This window comes from Flavihumibacter sp. ZG627, from assembly GCF_000814325.1.
Taxonomy (GTDB): domain Bacteria; phylum Bacteroidota; class Bacteroidia; order Chitinophagales; family Chitinophagaceae; genus Flavihumibacter.
Genome location: NZ_JPHF01000001.1, coordinates 290,217 through 310,014 on the forward strand (window position 1 = coordinate 290,217; position 19,798 = coordinate 310,014).

At 47.3% G+C, this 19,798-nt stretch carries 17 protein-coding genes; 9 read left to right on the forward strand and 8 right to left on the reverse strand.

Going from position 1 to position 19,798, the window contains the following annotated elements; translation table 11 throughout:
• The first annotated feature begins 24 nt into the window (after positions 1 to 24).
• Positions 25 to 3,252, forward strand: a complete 3,228-nt coding sequence (locus HY58_RS01270; RefSeq protein WP_039126567.1) for a glycosyl hydrolase — start codon at positions 25 to 27, stop codon at positions 3,250 to 3,252.
• A gap of 36 nt (positions 3,253 to 3,288) precedes the next feature.
• Positions 3,289 to 3,729: a hypothetical protein gene (locus tag HY58_RS01275; RefSeq protein ID WP_253271477.1), complete on the forward strand. Its 441-nt coding sequence runs from the start codon at positions 3,289 to 3,291 to the stop codon at positions 3,727 to 3,729.
• Between the two features lie 50 nt (positions 3,730 to 3,779).
• Here the strand turns inward: HY58_RS01275 and HY58_RS01280 are convergent, their stop codons facing one another.
• The 3 genes from HY58_RS01280 to HY58_RS01290 all read right to left on the reverse strand — a co-directional run bounded on the left by HY58_RS01280 (position 3,780) and on the right by HY58_RS01290 (position 7,176).
• Positions 3,780 to 4,838: a mandelate racemase/muconate lactonizing enzyme family protein gene (locus HY58_RS01280; RefSeq protein WP_039126570.1), complete on the reverse strand. Its 1,059-nt coding sequence runs from the start codon at positions 4,836 to 4,838 to the stop codon at positions 3,780 to 3,782.
• 1 nt (position 4,839) lies between these two features.
• Entirely contained in the window at positions 4,840 to 5,898 is a 1,059-nt protein-coding gene (locus HY58_RS01285; protein ID WP_039127771.1) for a DUF1611 domain-containing protein, read from the reverse strand.
• 354 nt (positions 5,899 to 6,252) lie between these two features.
• Complete coding sequence (locus tag HY58_RS01290) at positions 6,253 to 7,176, reverse strand: AraC family transcriptional regulator (RefSeq protein ID WP_039126573.1); 924 nt, start codon at positions 7,174 to 7,176, stop codon at positions 6,253 to 6,255.
• 189 nt (positions 7,177 to 7,365) lie between these two features.
• Between HY58_RS01290 and HY58_RS01295 the strand changes: the two genes are divergently transcribed.
• Together HY58_RS01295 and HY58_RS01300 are read left to right on the forward strand one after the other, a co-directional pair.
• Positions 7,366 to 8,895 carry an aldehyde dehydrogenase family protein gene (locus HY58_RS01295; protein ID WP_052323737.1) on the forward strand — a complete coding sequence of 510 codons (1,530 nt, stop codon included), beginning with the start codon at positions 7,366 to 7,368 and terminating at the stop codon, positions 8,893 to 8,895.
• 192 nt (positions 8,896 to 9,087) lie between these two features.
• Entirely contained in the window at positions 9,088 to 9,450 is a 363-nt protein-coding gene (locus HY58_RS01300; RefSeq protein WP_039126575.1) for a DUF779 domain-containing protein, read from the forward strand.
• 109 nt (positions 9,451 to 9,559) lie between these two features.
• Here the strand turns inward: HY58_RS01300 and HY58_RS01305 are convergent, their stop codons facing one another.
• The 3 genes from HY58_RS01305 to HY58_RS01315 form a co-directional block, all read right to left on the reverse strand.
• A complete protein-coding gene (locus tag HY58_RS01305; protein WP_156123526.1) occupies positions 9,560 to 10,063 on the reverse strand; it encodes a hypothetical protein in 504 nt (167 codons plus the stop codon).
• A 214-nt stretch (positions 10,064 to 10,277) separates the two neighbouring features.
• Positions 10,278 to 10,967 (reverse strand): hypothetical protein, encoded by a 690-nt coding sequence (locus HY58_RS18630; RefSeq protein WP_052323738.1) that lies wholly within the window; start codon positions 10,965 to 10,967, stop codon positions 10,278 to 10,280.
• 46 nt (positions 10,968 to 11,013) lie between these two features.
• A complete protein-coding gene (locus tag HY58_RS01315) occupies positions 11,014 to 11,466 on the reverse strand; it encodes a hypothetical protein (protein WP_156123527.1) in 453 nt (150 codons plus the stop codon).
• 69 nt (positions 11,467 to 11,535) lie between these two features.
• Between HY58_RS01315 and HY58_RS01320 the strand changes: the two genes are divergently transcribed.
• Both HY58_RS01320 and HY58_RS01325 read left to right on the forward strand, forming a co-directional pair.
• A complete protein-coding gene (locus tag HY58_RS01320) occupies positions 11,536 to 12,411 on the forward strand; it encodes an aldose 1-epimerase family protein (protein WP_039126582.1) in 876 nt (291 codons plus the stop codon).
• A 41-nt stretch (positions 12,412 to 12,452) separates the two neighbouring features.
• Positions 12,453 to 12,839: a VOC family protein gene (locus HY58_RS01325; protein ID WP_039126585.1), complete on the forward strand. Its 387-nt coding sequence runs from the start codon at positions 12,453 to 12,455 to the stop codon at positions 12,837 to 12,839.
• 19 nt (positions 12,840 to 12,858) lie between these two features.
• Here the strand turns inward: HY58_RS01325 and HY58_RS01330 are convergent, their stop codons facing one another.
• Entirely contained in the window at positions 12,859 to 13,782 is a 924-nt protein-coding gene (locus tag HY58_RS01330; protein ID WP_052323739.1) for an S-adenosyl-l-methionine hydroxide adenosyltransferase family protein, read from the reverse strand.
• Between the two features lie 97 nt (positions 13,783 to 13,879).
• Here HY58_RS01330 and HY58_RS01335 point away from each other — a divergent pair, with 97 nt between their 5' ends.
• Positions 13,880 to 15,439 carry a DEAD/DEAH box helicase gene (locus HY58_RS01335; RefSeq protein WP_082022019.1) on the forward strand — a complete coding sequence of 520 codons (1,560 nt, stop codon included), beginning with the start codon at positions 13,880 to 13,882 and terminating at the stop codon, positions 15,437 to 15,439.
• A gap of 88 nt (positions 15,440 to 15,527) precedes the next feature.
• Complete coding sequence (locus HY58_RS19945) at positions 15,528 to 16,595, forward strand: bifunctional transcriptional activator/DNA repair enzyme AdaA (RefSeq protein ID WP_039126587.1); 1,068 nt, start codon at positions 15,528 to 15,530, stop codon at positions 16,593 to 16,595.
• A gap of 120 nt (positions 16,596 to 16,715) precedes the next feature.
• On the opposite strand, the gene HY58_RS01345 is transcribed toward HY58_RS19945, so the two are convergent.
• Entirely contained in the window at positions 16,716 to 18,857 is a 2,142-nt protein-coding gene (locus HY58_RS01345; protein WP_216593754.1) for a TonB-dependent receptor domain-containing protein, read from the reverse strand.
• A 116-nt stretch (positions 18,858 to 18,973) separates the two neighbouring features.
• On the opposite strand from HY58_RS01345, the gene HY58_RS01350 reads away from it, so the two are divergent.
• Positions 18,974 to 19,792: an N-acetylmuramoyl-L-alanine amidase gene (locus tag HY58_RS01350; RefSeq protein ID WP_039126595.1), complete on the forward strand. Its 819-nt coding sequence runs from the start codon at positions 18,974 to 18,976 to the stop codon at positions 19,790 to 19,792.
• The last annotated feature ends 6 nt before the right edge of the window (positions 19,793 to 19,798 follow it).

Genomic DNA, 19,798 nt, shown 5'->3' on the forward strand with positions numbered 1-19,798 from the left:
GTGTCAGACACTTAACTAACATGCATGAAACACATTTCCCTTTTATTCCTTCTTTTTGCCATTGCCTCTACCGGATTTGCACAATCGAAAAAACGCAGCGCCGCCAAAACATCGTCCCTGCTGTCCACACCTGATTCCTCGCTCGCCCACGCTTTCAGAACTGTCAAGTTCCGGAATATCGGCCCTCTCCGTGGTGGCCGCTCTGTAACGGCAACGGGTATCCCCGGCGATGATAAAACCTACTACATGGGAACAACCGGTGGTGGCGTCTGGAAAACAACCGACGCCGGCATCAGCTGGAACAATATCTCCGACGGCTTTTTCAATACCGGATCCGTTGGCGCCGTGGCCGTAGCGGAATCGGATCCCAACGTTGTATTTGTCGGCATGGGCGAACACGCGCCACGGGGCGTAATGACCTCTTATGGCGATGGCGTTTATAAAAGCACAGACGCCGGCAAAACATGGAAACATGTTGGATTGAAAAACAGCCGCCAGATCTCCGCCATCCGCATCCATCCCAAAAATCCGGACCATATTTATGTTGCCGTTCAGGGTGCCCTCAATGGCCCTTCCCCTGAACGCGGTATCTACCAATCCACCGACGGTGGCAGCACCTGGAAGAATATTCTTTTTGTAAATGACAGCACGGGATGTTCAGACCTCAGCATGGACCACAACAACCCGCGGATATTATACGCCGCCATGTGGGAACATCACCGCCTGCCCTGGGAAGTTAAAAGCGGGGGACCGGGAAGCGGTCTTTACAAGAGCACCGACGGCGGCCTGAACTGGCAAAAACTGGAACAGGGCCTCCCCGCAGAAAAGGGAAAGATGGCCATAGAAGTATCACGCTCCAATCCCGATAAAGTATATGCATTGGTTGAAAGCGATACCTATAAAGAGCAGGGGGGGTTGTTTGTTAGTAATGATGCAGGTGCTTCGTTTAACCGTATCAGTAAGGACCACCGGCTTACCACCCGTGCATGGTATTATATTGAACTGGCAGTAGATCCCCAAAATGAAAATGTTGTGCACGTGCTAGGCGCTGAGTGGGTCAAAAGCATCGATGGTGGCGCTACATGGAATAACCTGAGCACTGCACACGGCGATTACCACCAACTCTGGATAAATCCTTCCGTCCCTTCCAATATGGTGATGGCCGATGATGGTGGCGCTTCCATAAGTTTCAATGGAGGTAAAACCTGGAGTTCACTCAACAACCAGCCCACCGCGCAGTTATATCGCATCAATGCCGATAATCTTTTTCCCTACCAGGTATATGCCGGGCAACAGGATAACACTTCTTTATTAATTGAGAGCAGGAATACCTGGGGCGGTGAAATAACCGAACGCAACTGGTTCTATAGCGCCGGTGGTGAAAGCGCATTCCTGGCATTTGACCCCGACAGTCCACGTTACGTAATGGGCGGCAGCTACCAGGGTACCATTGAACTGGTTGATCAGCAGGCGAAAGAAGGGAAGGGCGTGATGGTAGTTCCCCTTCAATACCAAAGCCTCGAGGCAAAGAACATGCGCTACCGTTTCAACTGGAATGCTCCCGTAATATATAGCAAACGCGAACGCGCATTTTACCATGCCGGCAACCGCGTATTCAAAACTACTGATATGGGTAGGAGCTGGACAGTTTTCTCTCCCGATCTCACCCGGCACGATTCAAGCAAACTCGGTAAGGGCGGAAGACCCTACACCAACGAAGGTGCAGGTGGCGAAAACTATGCAACCATTTCCTACCTCACCGAATCTCCCCATGAAAAAGGGGTATTCTATTCCGGATCCGACGACGGACTTGTACATATAACTCGCGATAACGGTAACACGTGGACGAATATTACTCCCGCAGGTATGCCCGAAGCGCTTGTCAACAGCATTGAGGTGTCGCCCCATGAAAAATCAACAGTTTACATCGCATGCACCCGCTATAAAATGAATGACCTCACCCCGATGTTATATCGCAGCAATGATTATGGGAAAACCTGGATGCGCATCAACAATGGAATTCCCATAGGCGCTTATACACGAGTGGTTAGGGAAGATGATAAAGTGGCCGGATTACTTTATGCAGGAACAGAAACCGGACTATATATTTCGTGGGATAACGGTAATGGCTGGGCGAAATTGCAGTTGGGACTTCCTATTACGCCGATAACCGATCTGAAACTGCATAAGGACAACCTGATCGCTTCCACCATGGGCCGTTCATTCTGGATTCTCGACGATCTCTACATGGTTCGTAATCGCACTGCGTTATTGGATTCTAACCGCGCGGCTCTTTACGGTCCGGCGCAAGTGTATCGTTTAAGCGGCGGCAGCAGTCTCAATAACCCCTCGGCTAACGATGATGCGAAACCGCTCACCGCTGTTGGAGGCGGGGTGAATGCTCCAACTGGAGCCGTATTTTATTACCAGTTACCCGCAGGAGCAGATAGTGCCCGTATAAGCTTGGAAATTCAGGATGAAAAAGGCCTTACTGTTCGCCGTTATGTTGATACCGCCGATAAGAAATTTATCAGCTTTGCCGGTGGCCCATCTCCCGACCCCTTGCTACCGCGGAAGACTGCATTAAATCGTTTCGTATGGGATCTTCGCTATCCGTCCTACCCCGGAGTGCCAACTGCATATATTGAGGGCAGCTGGAAAGGTCATAGGGCTCCTCCCGGAAAATACCTCGCCATCCTGAAAGTACAACCTAAAGGCTCAACTAACAGCCAGGAATACACGCACAATTTCGAACTGCTGGCTGACCCCCGCTTTGAAGCTTCTCCTGCCGATTACCAGGAACAACATGAGTGGCTAACAAAAGTGGAAGATGGTCTTCGTGATCTTCACAGCTCCGTTCTGAATATTCGTGTGGCGAAAGAACAGGTGAGCTCGCTCCTGAAATGGATCGATGGCGCTCCTAAGTATGCGGAAGTTACCGCAACCGCATTGGCCCTGCAGGAAAAAATGGACAAGTGGGAAGAGGAACTGGTGCAGAACAGAACCCAGAGCTATGACGGTATCATCAACTTTGTCAATAAACTAAGTGCAGACTATTTTTTCCTCAAGGGCGAGATGGACAACAATATGCCCCATGTCACCAACGGCCAGAAAGAACAGTACGCAACCCTTGACGCCACCTGGCAACCCCTTCGCAAAAAATACGAGGAGATCAGCACTATCGATATTCCCGCCCTCAATGCCCTCTGCCGCAAGGCCGGTATCGATCGGGTGATGATGCCTCACAAATAACAACACCCATCTGACGCCTGTCATGACAGGCGTCAGATGGATCATACCATGGAAAACAACAAACAAGGAATTGATATAGTAAACGAAGTACTGGAAGCCTGCATCATGGCTTACCCTGTTTCTTCATTCATTATCAGCCTCTATAAACAATATATAAGTAGGGGTAGCCTGAGCCGTAAACAGCTACAGGGATTATATGGAAAGGCTTCAAAAATTGAAGATCTCCCCCCCGGAAAGCTCGCTGCCCTCGAAGCATTGATCCATAGAATGCCCACCCGTATTAAGTCGGAAAAACCCGCCCCCAAGCCGATGTTTGAAAAGGATGAGACAACTGGCACCCTCATCCAGGCCATCCTGGCAAAATTTCCGCAACACAAGCAAGTGCTGTTTATAAAAAATAAATTCGATAACAACGAGAAACTCAGCCCCGCCGAACTCGCAGACCTGAAACGTTTCGCAAAACTGATCCTGAAATAGCCGTCTGACATATGTCCTGACATACGTCAGACGGCTATCATTCCACAACCTCAAAACCCTAACCCAGGCTTGCCAATCGGTAACAGAAATCCATCCTTAACAACGAATCCGCTCTCCACCAAATCCCGACTCAAATCAAAACTGCCGTCCAGATCAAGGTAGCGGGTATTTGAACAACTCATGGCTGCGTGCAAAGCAGCAGTAATACTTACTATGCTTTCGTCATTGCATCCCCAAAAAAGATCGATACCTGCCTGTTTTGCCAGCATGCCGATTTCTCTTGCAGCCCTTATACCACCGCATTTCATCAGCTTAATATTGAATATCCCGAATGGCTTCGGTTCACTGCATAATTCAATAGCATCTTCCACACCACATAACGATTCATCTGCAACCAGAATCTTTCGTACAGATTCAGGTAATAACCGCAATTGCATTTCCTTTCCCACCAGTAAAGGTTGCTCGATCACGTCTATCTGAGTGCCGGCAGTGGAATCCAAAAAAATCTTTAACTCCCCTAAACTATAACCCTGATTAGCATCAACCCGCAACACAATATGTTTTCCTATAGCCTCGCGGATCTTTATAACCCGGTCGATATCTTCCTCCACATCAAGTCCCGTTTTTACTTTCAGTACACGAAACCCCATCTTGAAATATTCCATAGCCTCGGCAAGCGTTTCCTGCATACCCTTAATGCCAATGGTTACCGAAGTTTCGAGAGGAGCAATTTGCTGTCCATAATAATCCAAAACCGTTATGCCCATTAATTTTCCAAAGGCATCATGAACCGCAATATCTATGGCAGCAATAGTTCCCGGAAGGTTGGGAAAGTTTTTATATGCCTCATCTATGATTTTGTTGAAATCCCGTATGTCGCGGCCAACTAATTCATCGATAAATCCTGATTGCAGATGAAGCAGTGTATCAGATGATGTTTCTCCCACCACTTCCTCAAAAGGATTTGCCGCTCCCAATCCGCGGATCCCATTTTGGAGTTCCAACTCCAGGAAAACTATCTCCGTATCAGACGTGGTCATATAAGCTATTGTATATGGCCTCCTGAGGGGTAGCTTTTCCATCCAGCAACGTGCGGCACGAATCTTCATGTTAGCTCGATTGTAAAATTGATCTGAACACATCAATGATTTCGTCTACCCCTTGCTGTAAGGGTAATAAAACCGGTAGATCAAGTCTCGAAGAAAATTCTTGTTGGTAGTAATAGGCTTCTTCGTCGGAACAATCCTCCGTATTAAGCGCCACCGCAATAACCTTCGAACCATACAAACCTATCAATTCAATCTCTGATTCTAATGACGGGATTTCACCCCACTCAGGAAGGTGTTCATAATGCTTTCGCTTTGGCGCATATACAAGCACAGTATATCTGGCATTTCCCGAAACAAGAAACTCTGATCCCGCCGGACCACTCGGATTCCGCAATGCCGATTGCCCCTCCAGTAATATAATTTCCGCACCTGTTTGTTCACTACAACTTACAATACTGTACTCCACTTCTCCGGAGATAAAATCATTTAGCGTGGAATCAAAAATGAATCCAAACCGCCCACCCTGAAGCCATCCCGTTTGCCCGGTATAGATCATCTCTGCATGAATGCCTCTGGCCGTACAGGCTTCCCTTATCATCCTGCAGGTTGTTCGTTTCCCCATTGCACAATCCATGCCCAGCACCGCCACTATTTTCGCTTTTACATCAAAGATTTTCCCCGTCCAGAAATGAAGATCAGCGCGGAGCTTAGGTCTCCTTATGTCAATAAGATCTACCCAATTATCGGCAGCCAGACTCACAAGCCTGTGCCTGTCACCCAAAAAATCATGCAGACCATTAACGATATGCATCCCACGCCGTATGGCCGTTTCAATAAGAGGAATAAAACTTTCGGGTAATATGCCGCCAATGGTTGCGATGCCGATTATGCAATAACGAATATCTGCAACCGAATTTACCGCTTCTTCTATTGTTCCGTACACGGGTATATTACGATGCCTTCCATCAAGAAGTTCACCTGCATCATTACCCGCATATACATCATCAATCACCCCAACGATACAGAATCGCTCAGTACCACGAATCAATCCGTGTGCGGTTTTTGCATCGGAATGAAGTAAAATGCCATTGGTAAGAATGATAGCCCCCGGTTTTTCCATCTGCATTATTTTTTTTGAAGGTACCCGGAAATTCACCTGAAACATTACCAAATCGGTTTGAGCTTTCCCGCGGCAACTATCATCTTCCGCCTTATTCGTAGGTCCGTTTTTATTGCCACTTCTCCCTTTCCGTCAAACATCAAAACATTTTGAATCCTCCAGGTTTACCCTTCCGCTTCATCTGCCATTTGTTTCATCTGCGCATATGCCATTCCGTTAGCCATAAACGCAATTACAGCTGTCGCCTTCAGGCATATTATTCTCATATTCATATCGCTGAAACTTGCACCATCCCGCAAAAAACATGTTCGAACATCCCCTTAACATGTGTCAGACACCTGCCCGTACCGCCAATCATCTAACCATACATCCCTGGTAAGCACCCGGCGTTATGCCCTCTGATTTCTTGAACAACCGCACAAAATAATTCACATCGGAAAACCCGCAGAGTTGCGACACCGCTGTGATGGAATTCCTCTCGTCGGCAAGCAATTGCTTGGCAAGCCTTATCCTTTCGCGGTTGATATATTCAAGCGGCGTTACACCAAATTGTTGCCGGAACCATCTAAAAAAAACATTGCGGCTCAGGTATGCCTTTCTGCACAATACATCCATCGGAATATGATCCGTAAGATGTTCATTGATATATCGTAACACATAATGTAACCGCGTATGATTACCCTTGTCTTCACTTTCGATCTTAACCTGCTGCAGATGCTGGCTCTGAACAAGCCTTATCAAAAGCTCCTTGAGACTGAGATCAGCATAGATATTTTTCGCCTTGTCGCCACTGCTGCAAACCCTGATCAGCTTGTTGATTATATCCGTTACCTCCGTATCATTTTCGAAATGATACTTATTGAACCGCAACTGCCAATCCTGCGGTTGCTCCTCCTCGTTATAGTATCTGTTGAGATACTGTAGCGTATCCTCTACATAAGCTGCATCAACCGCCAGCGCAATACATTGTGAGGGATTTTCTACTGTAGCTTCCGGGAAATCAATAACCATTGTTTCATTGGCGGGAACAATAACTGTTTCGCCGGGCATGTAATCAAAGGCAGGAGCATCAAAAAGATGCATGATCTTCTTACCACGAACCATACTGGTTATCACAAAATCACTGAAAGTTAGCGGTACCCGCCAGGCTTGCTGGTAACTTTCAAATACATTCATCTCGCAATTCTGCAGATTGAAAACACGGCGGTTCTCCACCATGGTCTGCAGGTATTTCGGATGTGTCAGATCTATCTTATTTAAATAGTTGCGTTGTGGCATGGCAAAGTTTCGACCCCGCCTTTCCCCTCAGGCAAAGGGCTAAGTCAATTTACCGAAATTTCGCGGCTATCTCCTGATGCAGTTCCAAGAGAAGGTACGATCGTGCTATTAATAAATACGATTGTGAAACCAATTGATCTCAAAAGAATAAAACTTGAAGTCATTATCTAACGAATAAAATGCTTCCATATGAGCACTGCAACCGCTTTGGCGCCCACTAACGTAGCGCCCCGTCCATCCTTTAAAGACCGGTACGACCATTATATCGGTGGCCGCTGGGTAGCCCCCTCAAGTGGCGAATATTTCGATAACGTTTCTCCCATCGATGGCAAAGTTTTCACCCAGGCCGCCAGAGGTAATGCTGCCGATATTGAACTCGCCGTAACGGCCGCCTGGCAGGCCTTCCCGGGCTGGAGCAAAACCGCTGCCGCCAAACGCAGCAATATATTATTGCGCATCGCCCAGATCATCGAGGATAACCTCGAATTCCTCGCCCGCGTCGAAACAATCGATAACGGAAAAGCAATCCGCGAAACCCGCGCCGCCGATCTCCCGCTGGTGGTCGACCATTTCCGCTATTTCGCCGGCGTCATCCGCAGCGAAGAAGGAACCGTCAGCGAACACGATGAAACCACCGTGAGCCTTAATCTCCACGAGCCAATTGGTGTGGTGGGACAAATTATCCCCTGGAACTTCCCGCTCCTCATGGCCACCTGGAAGATCGCACCCGCACTGGCCGCCGGCTGCTGCGTGATCGTGAAACCCGCCGAGCAAACACCTACCAGCATCATGGTGCTCATGGAACTGATCGGAGCCGAACTCCCCGCCGGCGTGTTGAATATTGTTACAGGTTTTGGTGTAGAAGCCGGAAAACCGCTGGCTACCCATCCCAAGGTGAGTAAAGTTGCCTTCACTGGCGAAACCACAACTGGCCGGCTCATCATGCAATATGCCGCCGAAAACCTCGTGCCCGTTACCATGGAACTGGGTGGAAAAAGCCCTAATATTTTCTTTAAATCCGTTGCCGATGCCGACGATGATTTCTTCGACAAAGCCGTGGAAGGTGCCGTCATGTTCGCCCTCAACCAGGGAGAAATTTGTACCTGTCCCTCCCGCATCCTCGTTCAGGAAGAGATCTATGATAAATTCATGGAGCGTGTCCTCCGCCGCGTTCAGGCCATCAAAATGGGAAACCCGCTCGCCGATGATACCATGATGGGCGCCCAGGCCTCCGAAGACCAGTTCAATAAAGTGCTAAGCTATATCGATATCGGTAAGCAGGAGGGGGCCCAACTGCTTTGCGGCGGTGAGGCATTCCATATCAACAGCGGACTCGAACACGGTTACTATATCCAGCCAACCGTTTTCCGCGGACATAATAAGATGCGCATTTTCCAGGAAGAGATTTTCGGGCCCGTTGTTTCTGTAACCACTTTTAAAACGGTTGAAGAAGCCATCGAGATCGCAAACGATACGCTGTATGGACTCGGTGCCGGCGTCTGGACCCGCGATGCCCATGAACTCTACCAGGTTCCCCGCGCCATACAGGCCGGAAGGGTATGGGTCAACTGCTATCATGCCTATCCAGCGCACGCACCATTCGGCGGATACAAAAAATCAGGCTTCGGTCGCGAAACCCATAAGATGATGCTCAACCATTATCGCCATACCAAGAATATGCTGATTTCTTATAGCAAGCAAAAGCTGGGTTTTTTCTGATAGGTTGCAAGGTTTGAAAAAGAGGGTGGTGGGAAATAGCAGATTCTGTGCGCAGGTTCCTCTTTGTTGCAGGCAGCACAAGCATCGGGCCCTCAACGGGCTCGATGCTCTATGTATCCCTTAGATCACTGAATAATTTTTCAGGTGGGATGTCCTGATTTTCAGTTTCTAAATAACAAAAAACACAATTAGATGTCTGTTGAAAGAGTGCTGGTAACCGAAAAAGCGGTTGAATTAATAGAACGACTTCGCGCCGTCCACGGCCCCCTGATGTTCCACCAGAGCGGCGGCTGTTGCGATGGCTCGCAACCCATGTGTTTTCCCGACGGCGAATTCCGCCTCGGTGGCTCCGATGTTCGCCTCGGTGAAGTTGCGGGATGCGGATTTTATATGAGCGCCGACCAGTTCGAATACTGGAAACATACCCAACTGATCCTCGATGTAACTCCCGGCCGCGGCAGCAGCTTCAGCCTCGAGATCCCCCTCGGACTCCGTTTCCTGACCCGCTCCCGGATCTTCACGCCCGAAGAGCTCTCCAACCTACTACCCGTCTGACATGTGTCTTGACAGATGTTCGAACAGATCATTGCCCAACAGAACACCCAACAAAATTTTTAGTTATCTGAGATTAGATTTTTCTGAGTCAGAAGTTCAACGCCCTGTCCTAGTTTTTCCACTTCGGATTTTCATTGCCGTATCCATTATGCCAATCGCCTAACCCACGAGATTCACGCCAAGTCTTTTCTTCTTTATCGAGGCCGGCTTTTTTCGAACTTCCCACAATACTTAAAATCCTTTCCTGGCGCTCACGATTCATTTCCTGCAGTTGTTGCTGACGCTGCACCTGGCTCAGTGATTCATCTTCCTTCACCCGGTTTGCCTTGCTATGATATTCACGATTGATGGCCTGCACCATCAACCCGTCGATCTCTTCAAGTCCCGCACGCTTGAACATTTCCTTCTCCTCTTTCTCGAGTTCTTCCTTATTATGATACAATTTTTCTTCAATGCTTACACGTGCATATTCATCACCTTTTTTTGCAGATCGGAATTCTTTCTTCGCCTCTTTTTCCGCACGCGCTTTTTCCCTTTTGATCTCTTTCTTGCTTTGAGCCTCAACAGCAATCGTTAATCCAAGGAGGCCAATAGACAAAACCAGTTTTTTCATTTTCGGGTATTTTGAATGAATGGTATTCAAATAATTTGCCAGACCCATCTGAACGAAAAAAAGCCCGCAATATTGCGGGCTCCCTCCTGTCTGACATCCGTCCTGACAGGCGTCAGACAGGTTAAAACTATCAGCCTGTATTCACAGGCATTGGCCTATACACGCGTCTGACATATGTCCTGACAGGCGTCAGACGGGTAAACGGGTAAAAAAATTATCCTTTCTTCTTCTTACTTTTCTTATATCCTTCGATATCATCAAGCCACTCTTCGTCAGTATCTTCTTTCTGTGTTAAACGATAAGCCTTGCGCTCTTTCTCCAATTTCTTGGATTTAGATCCACCTACAGTTTCCTTGATACGATCCAGGCGCTCTTCATTGAGGTCGGCCAACTCATCTTTTCTTTTCTCTTCATCCAGTGCAGAGTTTTCACGGATCGCTTTTGCCTTTGCATGAAACTCCTGGTTGATTGCCTTAACCTGCTGTCCCTGGTTATCATCCAAACCAACTTTACGATTCAACTCATCACGACCTTTTTCAATGCGCTCGCGACGCTCGTTTTCAATACGCTCTCTTTCACGACGCTCTGCTTCCTGGCGCTCTTTTTCTATTCGCTCTTTTTCGATTCTCTCTTTCTCTATGCGCTCTCTTTCAATACGCGCGGCTTCTTCTCTTTCCCTTGCTACACGAGCCTCTTCAGCTGCCTGCTCAGCAGCAATTCTTTCCTGCTCCAACTTTTCTTTTTCAAGTCTTTCCTGCTCTGCTTTTTCTTTGGCAAGCTTCGCTTTAGTAGTTGCCGTTGTCTTCTTTGCTTTAGCAGATTGAGTAGGCTTTTTCTTCGCCGTCTGTGCTTCTGCAGTGAACATAAGAATGGCTGCAGCCATCATCAATAATAATTTTTTCATGTTGCTGTTTTAAGTCTCTTATAATTTCCAATATCTATGCCAATAATTAATTGTCTTTTTTGTACTTCTTGTTGTCGTCTTTTTTCTCCATCATATCATCTTCATCTTCCCAACCTTTCGCCTTGCGATAATCTTTTATTTCCTTCTCCAGTTCTTTCCATTTCTCTCCGCCGAGAATGGCTTCCAGCTTTGCATTCCTGTCTTTCAACAAAGTTTTGTACTGCTCTTTGCGGGCATCCTTATCGAGTGATTCATCTTTCTTCAGCGACTTAGCTTTTGCATAAAACTCGTCGTTGATCGCCTTTACCTGCTGCTTCTTGGAATCATCCAGACCAATTTTAACATAGATGGCATCCATGTCTTTTTCATGCTGCATTTTAGCAGCGTCCTTTTGAGCCATTTTGGAACTATCGTGGTGTGCACTGTGCATGGTAGTATCCTGGCTGCGGGCAAATAGGATGCCCATAGCGGCAAACGCCGTCAGTAATATCTTTTTCATATTCGTGGTTTTATTATTTATAGCATGCAAGAATGGTGCCCGACGGCACAGATTTTTTATCTTAACAGCATGATAATTATTGAAAACGATCATTTATATGTAGCGATCCATCCAAAAGGAGCCGAGCTACAGGAGTTGCGTAACAAGCATACCGGCATCAATCATATGTGGAGTGGTGATCCAAATTATTGGGGGAAGTTTTCGCCTATCCTTTTTCCAATTGTCGGAACATTGAAGGACAATACTTACATGTATAACGGTAATGAATACACGTTACCGCGACATGGCTTTGCACGCGACCGTACATTCATTGCCGAACAGTTATCACCCGTTGCCGCAACATTCACTTTGAAGGATGATGCCGAAACACGAATCAACTACCCCTTCCCGTTTAAACTTGAAGTGCATTACCAACTGGATGACGACCAGCTTACCTGTCGCTATACCGTTAGTAATACCGGCGAATCAGATCTCCTGTTTTCACTTGGCGCGCATCCTGCATTTGCGGTGCCAATGGAGATGGAGGGAATAAATTCCGGCTATGAAGACCATTTCCTTGTTTTCGACAGATCAAGCCAGTTGCTGCGTTACAAATTGAACGACGGACTCATCAGCGAGAACACAACAGTAGTGGAACTGGAGCAGGGTCGACTTCCCCTGAGCAGTTCTCTTTTCAGTGAAGATGCGCTTGTGATGAAAGGCCTTCCCGATACAGAGATCAGGATCGAATCAAACATGCATACGCATGGACTTAGTTTTCGTTGGGAGGGATTTCCTTTCTTCGGAATCTGGGCCGCACCCGGAGCGCCTTTTGTTTGCCTGGAGCCCTGGTGTGGCATTGCCGATAGCGTTAACCATAATAAGGAACTTGCAGAGAAAGAAGGCGTAGAACGACTTCCACCCGGCGATATGTGGACCCGCCACTGGCTCCTCAAACCCTTTTAAATCTTACCTTTAAATCTTACTTCTTACCTGTTAAATCTTACATGCAATCCCTCTTCCAAATCTCCCTCCTCGTTGATGACTATGACAAAGCCATAGATTATTACACACGAGTACTGGGATTCGAACTAAAAGAAGATACAGAACTATCTCCCGTTAAACGCTGGGTAAGAGTTGCACCGCCGGGATCTTCCTGTGGGCTACTGCTCGCGAAAGCAGCCAATGAAGCACAGTTATCCCGCGTCGGAAACCAAACCGGTGGACGTGTTTTCCTCTTCCTGCATACCGATGATTTTGATCGCGATTACCAATTGTATACAGAACGCGGTGTTCGCTTTATACGCGAACCTGCAGAAGAAGAATATGGTAAAGTTGTGGTGTTCGAAGATCTGTATGGAAATTTCTGGGACCTGATCGGACCTAAAGAATGATCCGGCTCTAATTAGGTTTTCAGTCTCCCGGCCGAGGTTTTCTTATTGAAACCGTCCAACCCGAACCACTACCCACTTTATAAGTGCGGGCAAAATTTCCCATATTGATTCCGAATGATAAATTGAGCAGACTGTTTACATAGGCAACCGGCTTTCCCTCCGGAACATCAGAAAAAGTATTTCCATAAGGGACCATCCCCTTATAGACCAGACGCTTACCATCGCTTATTTCCACTTCTAATCGATCGTTATCGTTTATTCCCCAGTTCTTCAAAAGGCTCACCGGTATATTTGTCCAGATATTTCCATACTGTGGATCCAGCACGGGGATATTGCCCCTTATTTTATCTCCATCCACCAAGGCCTTTTGGTAGGGAAGTGTTTTAGGTGTTGGGGGGATATCATTACCTACCTGTTGAAATTGGATAACGCCCGCAGCCAGTCGGGCGGCGGTATAGGCAAACACGTCGCGACCGTGAAATGTATAGGAGTCGCCGGAACCTGGAAGCCGGTTGATGCTTTCATCGATCTGGCGGAGGGAATCTATGCCAACCCCGTCGGCCACGAGGGTTAGCGTTCCATTATCCGGGGTTACGATATAATGCCCGGCCTTGGTCTTTGCTACAACAGGTAGCCTTTCAGATCCAACACCAGGATCCACAACCACTATGAACACCGTGCCGGCAGGCCAATAAGGGATGGTCTGCTGTAGCCTATATGCTCCTTCCCATATATTAAAGGGAGGGATCTCATGGGTAAGATCGAACTGTTTCAATTGAGGGGATACCCCAAAGGCAACACCCTTCATGGCAGCAACGGCTCCATCTTTTAAACCAAAATCGGTGAGATAAACCATCGCGCCATTTTGTGCCCGCACTACCGATGAATGCAGGAAAATAGCTATGACCCATAGCAACAACGGGAAATGTTTTTTTTGTACCATATGGTGATTTCTCTGGTAGTAGTGCCAGGTAAAGTTAATATGGAGAACAGAAAATTGCTTTTGCCTATCTTTACGGGAATAGAAATGATTAATATTTGTGAATTTTAGTGAATTACCCTTAGATCCGGGGTTGATGGAAGGGATCGATGCAATGGGATATGTTACCCTAACCCCCGTGCAGGAACAAGTGATGCCCTCAATACTCGAAGGGCGCGATATTATTGCCTCAGCACAAACAGGAACCGGTAAAACTGCCGCCTTCGTTCTGCCTATACTAAGCAAACTCATCCAGCATCGCCACGAGGGACATACCAGCGCGGTGGTGATAGTGCCTACCCGTGAACTAGCCGTCCAGATCGCCCAGGTAGTGGAGGGACTCGCTTATTTCACCCCCATCAGCAGCATCGCTATTTATGGAGGGGGGGATGGTAACGCCTTTGTACAGGAAAAACAGGCGCTCCGCAACGGGGTTGACCTGGTGATCTGTACCCCTGGTAAACTGATCGCACACCTCAATATGGGATATGTGGATTTCAGCCAGATCCAATACCTGGTGCTGGATGAAGCTGACCGCATGCTCGATATGGGCTTTCATGATGATATCATGAAGATCATGAAACACCTTCCCGCCAACCGCCAGAGCCTGCTCTTTTCGGCAACTATGCCCGATAAGATCAGGCAATTGTCGAAGCGGATCCTCAAAGACCCGGCAGAAGTAAATATTGCGATATCAAGACCGCCGGAGAAGATCGTTCAGCGCGCCTATGTAGTGTACGAACCACAGAAAAACCCGCTGATCATGCAGATCATCCGGGAAACACCACACCGCAGCCTGATCATATTCTGCAGCCGAAAGCATACCGTCAAGGAACTAACGCAAACCCTCAAACGCGCTAAATTCAATGTTGCCGAAATTCATTCAGACCTTGAACAAAGCGAACGTGAAGAGCTGCTCCAGGGCTTCAAGAGCGGTCGCATACCCGTAATGGTTGCTACCGACGTTCTCAGCAGGGGAATTGATATCGATACCATCGATGTTGTTGTGAATTATGATGTGCCACATGACGGTGAAGACTATGTACATCGTATCGGACGTACTGCCCGCGCTGAAAAAGATGGTAAGGCCTTCACCTTTATCACCGATAAAGAGATCGGCCGCTTCGCACGTATTGAGCAATTGCTCGGTAAGGAAGTGGAAAAGCTGCCCTTGCCCGAAAGCTTAGGCACCGGACCGGAATACGTTGTTCGAAGGGGTGGTGGTAAACGCGATGGTGGACGTCGTGACAGTGGAGACCGTCGTAACTCCGGAGACCGTCGTGACCCGGGCGCACCAGGAAAACAACATAAGCACCATAGCGGTAACAGGCAACACCCGCACCTCGATAAACCTGTCTCCGTAAACGGCGAGCAATCTTCTGAACCCTCAGCTCCCAGGCAGGAGGAGAGGTCAGCTCAGCCGCGTAGCCGTCAGAATGGGAGTCAGCAACGGCAATCAAATAACCGGTCCACACGCAAGCCTTCAGAAGCAGGGATCAATGACCAGCATTCTCCTACTCCAGCCCACACTGAGGGCGAAGCGCCCAAACAGAGGACCAAATTGCAACTTGTAAAAAAATCTTCGGAACAACAGGAAGGGGAGAGTGCCGGAGGGGAATAAGGCTGGAGTTCCGTCAAAAATACTTGTTCATTTTCCGGTTGCCAGGCCCTTCCCTAATCAGCAGATTTGCATGATAATTCTATAAGATATGCAACTCACCGACGATATCATGTACCAGGCGATCCTGGATAAGAATGCTGAATTTACAGGCCTGTTCTATACCGCTGTAAAGACAACGGGAATTTTCTGCCGGCCTACCTGCACCGCCCGTAAACCAAAAAGGGAGAACGTGGTATTTTATACCAGTAGCAGCGAAGCCATTCGCGATGGATTTCGTGCCTGTAAAGTTTGCCGGCCCATGGAACTTCCTGATGAAACACCACCACTGATCCGCGATCTTCTCGACAAACTCTCAGAAGATCCGTCTGCAAAATTCCGGGATCATGACCTCCGGCAGCGGGGACTGGAACCCCACGCCCTTCGACGTTGGTTCCTTAAACATCATGGTATAACTTTTCATGCGTACCAGCGTATGCATCGCATCAATTCGGCTTTCAAAAAGATCAGCAGTGGCGCGCCCGTAACAGGCATTGCCTTTGATGCAGGTTACGATTCATTGAGTGGATTCGGGGATTCTTTCAAATCAGTATTTGGGTATGCTCCCTCCGAGAGTCGGCAAAAGCAGGTGATCGATATCAAAAGAATTGAAACACCCCTTGGAACTATGCTGGCCTGCGCCGTAAAAGATGGGATTTGCCTGCTCGAATTCAGTGACCGTAAAATGCTGGAAACGGAATTGAAAGATCTTTCCCGCATTTTCAACGCAACTATAATACAGGGACAAAACCCTCATTTCCCCCTTCTGGAAAAGGAACTTCAGGCATATTTTTCCGGTAAGCTCACTGAATTCACCGTGCCACTTCATACCCCGGGAACAAGCTTCCAACAGGCTGTATGGAATGAACTACGCGCCATCCCTTTTGCCGCCACCCGCAGTTACAAAGAAATGGCCGGCGCTGTAGGAAAGCCTGATGCCGTGCGCGCCCTGGCCAATGCCAACGGAATGAACCGTGTTGCCATCATCGTACCCTGCCATCGGGTGATAGGCTCAGATGGATCCCTCACCGGTTATGCCGGCGGCATCTGGCGCAAGCAGTGGTTGCTCAACCATGAATCCTCCGTCCTCGCCAACTCTCATACCGCCTCAACCATTTGAACTCCCCTCTATTCCCTAGTGATTATTCCCTCATCCTCATTCATCCCCAACCATTTGAACCCCCCTCTATTCCCTATTGCCTATTGCCTCTTCCATCCCTCCATCCCTCCATCTCTCCACCTAAATCCTCACCCCAATGGTGATATAAAAATTCCTCCCGTCACTGGGCCATATTCCTGGACCTGGATAAAATGCAGGTCGCTTGGTGAAATATTGCCGGTTGAAAATATTATTGATCCCTCCACGTACGGAATAGATGGAATTGGAACGAAATGATAGATTCAAATCCCAGACAGAATAAGCAGGCGTATATCCCTTCGAGCCATTGGAGGGAGGCGTATCCGTATTCAATGCATCAGAAAATGTTGCAGCTGTATAATTATACAGCAGTGAACTGCTGAATGATTTGTACAACATCTCCAGCCCATTGCGGCTTATCCACCTGGGGACAGATTCCACCCGGTTCCCTTTCACAGATACATTGGTACTGCCCGATGCAACATTTCCCTTTGTATATATTGCTTCCATCCATGCGCTTGAACTGAACAGCCCTGCATACAAATTTTGGGTAATGGGAAATTTATATTGTAAGAATAGTTCCAACCCGTTGGTCCGACTATCCCCAATATTCGTTTTGTACGTATATGGCTGACCGTTATCATCATTCAATACGATCGAACCCATTCGGTTCTTATACCTTATGCTGAATGCGCTGATATCATATTGCAGGCGTCCCAACACCTTGCCCCTTATACCCAATTCTGCAGTATGTCCCCTCGCATCTTTAAGCTCACTGTTTACCCGTTCATACACAGATACAGGAATTATATCTTTGAAGATAGTTGGCCGGTAAGCCTGCGACCATCCGCCATAGAGGTTGTTATTCTTATCAATTTGAAATTGTGAACTGACGCCTGCTAACAGGAAACGGTGGGGAATATCATTTGGCAGTGCACCCGGATCATAATATTTAATGATCCCTCTCATCCTGCTCCTTCCCTGTTCAAAACGAAGACCAGGTGATATTGTCCAGCGCGTATTAATCTGGAATGCATTTTCCGCATATACGGCAATGTTAGATGTGCGGAAATGAAGGTCCCGCCCAAATCCGGCTGCGTCCACAGAAAGGTCATAATCTGTTCCCGTTGTTCCCTTGCCAAGTTGCCGCCGGTGCAGGTCGTTATTCATATAGGTGATTCCTGTGGCCAATTTCCCCCTGATACCACTGATTGTATAATGATGAAGTAACCTTATATCAAGTGTATTGCTATGAAAATTATCAATGTCAACCTGTCGGTTTTTATACTGCATGGTTTGCATGTCAATACTGTCAGCAACATTAGCGAATGCATCAAACAACACGCTGTTCCTTGCCCCATAAACACCTGATGCTATTATATTGATACTAGTATTGGCTGATGGGTTCCATAAGAGAGTAAGGGAAGGAACATATATGTCCGGACTGAAATAATTCCTGCTCCTCGTGCTCATCCTGGGGTCTGCAGCAAACATGCTATCATTCAATTGCCCGGGTAACTGGTGTAAATATTTGGATCGGCCAATGGCGGCTGTCAGACCTAGCTTTTTACTGAACTGGTAATGTAAATGTGCAAACTGCGCTTCGGCATCCGATCTGCTGTTTTCCCGGTATCCGTTTGAATGACGTTTGTGGTAATAGGCATAATATGAGAACCTGCCACTGGTTCCGCTGATAGCATTATATGTACTCAATAAGCCGAAAGAACCTGCTGTGTTTACACTCTCAAGTGTGAAAGCTTTTGTGCTGTCGGGCTTCCGCGTAACATAATTTATCATTCCACCAAACTGTGCACCATATTGCAACGAACCGGTTCCACGGATCAGTTCAATTTTTTCATAGCTCTCCATCGGTGCACTGTAATGACTTGCCGGGTATCCATACATATCTGAGTTGAGCAGAATGCCATTCTGCCTTATATTATATTCCCAGCTTCGATGTGGATCGAGGCCCCTGGTGGAAATATTCAACTGGTTGCCACTGCCGTCCATATCATATACAAAAACGCCAGGCACTTTGGCAAACAATTGCCTCCCCGTCTTAATGGCGATGTTCGCATTTGTTTCACCAATATTTACTTGTTCGGTTTTCTTCCCGATATAGAGGAAACCATTTGCTGCATCAGGCATTCGACCGATATCCTTGTGTTGCCAGCTCCGGATAATGATCTCCTTCAGCTCTTTTACCGAGGTGCTATCAGTTTCTTTTTGAGCGTTTGTAATCAACGAACAAAAGATGCAAAACAACAAACATATTATTTTCCCCATCAGCTATTTTGTTGATCGTCTTCAAAATCACTTAATTTGACCTTGATCAGTATTCAAGGTTCAACCATAAAATTATGGATAATAAACTCTTTATTGCGCTGTTTTCAGTTGTAGTTCTCGTGCTAATTGCCTGCAGTCCCAATCCATATGCAAAAACAAATAAGGCGCATAAACACCAGGTTAAGGAACTCGCAAAAAGGTTAAGAACATTTCCTCCTGCTAATAGTCTTGATAACTCACTATTGCAATCAACAAACAGCTGGGTTGGTACTACTAACTTCGGATTACGCAAACCGAATTTTGTCATCATACACCATACTGCACAGGACAGCTGCGGACAAACATTACGGACCTTTACACTTCCGCGTACCCAGGTGAGTGCTCATTATGTAATTTGTAAGGATGGAACCATTCACCATATGCTGAACGACTATCTGCGTGCTCACCATGCTGGAATTGGAAGCTGGGGTTACGACCGCGACCTAAATTCTTCCAGCATCGGGATTGAACTCGATAATAATGGATTCGAAAATTTTCCGGAAGCCCAGCTTATCAGTCTCTATCGCGTTCTCGACACGCTGAAAAAAAGACATAATATTCCGACTGAAAATATAATCGGACATGGTGATATTGCGCCTACCCGCAAGAATGATCCAAACTGGAGATTTCCCTGGAAAGCTTTATCAGAGAAAGGTTTCGGGAGATGGCATGGAGATACCACCGGAATAATAATACCTGAAAACTTTGACCATATCATGGCACTCCGGCTAGTTGGATTTGATACCAAAGACAGCACCGCCTCCATCCTTGCCTTCAAGCGTCACTGGATGCAGGACACCACCTTAGGAATGACCCCCAGTGCCAAACGCATCCTCTACACCCTCATCCAATAAATCTTA

Bases quoted from the DNA above. Each gene is read 5' to 3' on its own strand.
- HY58_RS01270 (WP_039126567.1), top strand. From the start codon at position 25: ATGAAACACATTTCCCTTTTATTCCTTCTTTTTGCCATTGCCTCTACC.
- HY58_RS01325 (WP_039126585.1), top strand. From the start codon at position 12,453: ATGCAATCCCTCTTCCAAATCTCCCTCCTCGTTGATGACTATGACAAA.
- HY58_RS01350 (WP_039126595.1), top strand. From the start codon at position 18,974: ATGGATAATAAACTCTTTATTGCGCTGTTTTCAGTTGTAGTTCTCGTG.
- HY58_RS01315 (WP_156123527.1), bottom strand. From the start codon at position 11,466: ATGAAAAAGATATTACTGACGGCGTTTGCCGCTATGGGCATCCTATTT.
- HY58_RS19945 (WP_039126587.1), top strand. From the start codon at position 15,528: ATGCAACTCACCGACGATATCATGTACCAGGCGATCCTGGATAAGAAT.
- HY58_RS01320 (WP_039126582.1), top strand. From the start codon at position 11,536: ATGATAATTATTGAAAACGATCATTTATATGTAGCGATCCATCCAAAA.
- HY58_RS01280 (WP_039126570.1), bottom strand. From the start codon at position 4,838: ATGAAGATTCGTGCCGCACGTTGCTGGATGGAAAAGCTACCCCTCAGG.
- HY58_RS01290 (WP_039126573.1), bottom strand. From the start codon at position 7,176: ATGCCACAACGCAACTATTTAAATAAGATAGATCTGACACATCCGAAA.
- HY58_RS01330 (WP_052323739.1), bottom strand. From the start codon at position 13,782: ATGGTACAAAAAAAACATTTCCCGTTGTTGCTATGGGTCATAGCTATT.
- HY58_RS01295 (WP_052323737.1), top strand. From the start codon at position 7,366: ATGAGCACTGCAACCGCTTTGGCGCCCACTAACGTAGCGCCCCGTCCA.
- HY58_RS01285 (WP_039127771.1), bottom strand. From the start codon at position 5,898: ATGGAAAAACCGGGGGCTATCATTCTTACCAATGGCATTTTACTTCAT.
- HY58_RS18630 (WP_052323738.1), bottom strand. From the start codon at position 10,967: ATGAAAAAATTATTATTGATGATGGCTGCAGCCATTCTTATGTTCACT.
- HY58_RS01275 (WP_253271477.1), top strand. From the start codon at position 3,289: ATGGATCATACCATGGAAAACAACAAACAAGGAATTGATATAGTAAAC.
- HY58_RS01305 (WP_156123526.1), bottom strand. From the start codon at position 10,063: ATGAAAAAACTGGTTTTGTCTATTGGCCTCCTTGGATTAACGATTGCT.
- HY58_RS01300 (WP_039126575.1), top strand. From the start codon at position 9,088: ATGTCTGTTGAAAGAGTGCTGGTAACCGAAAAAGCGGTTGAATTAATA.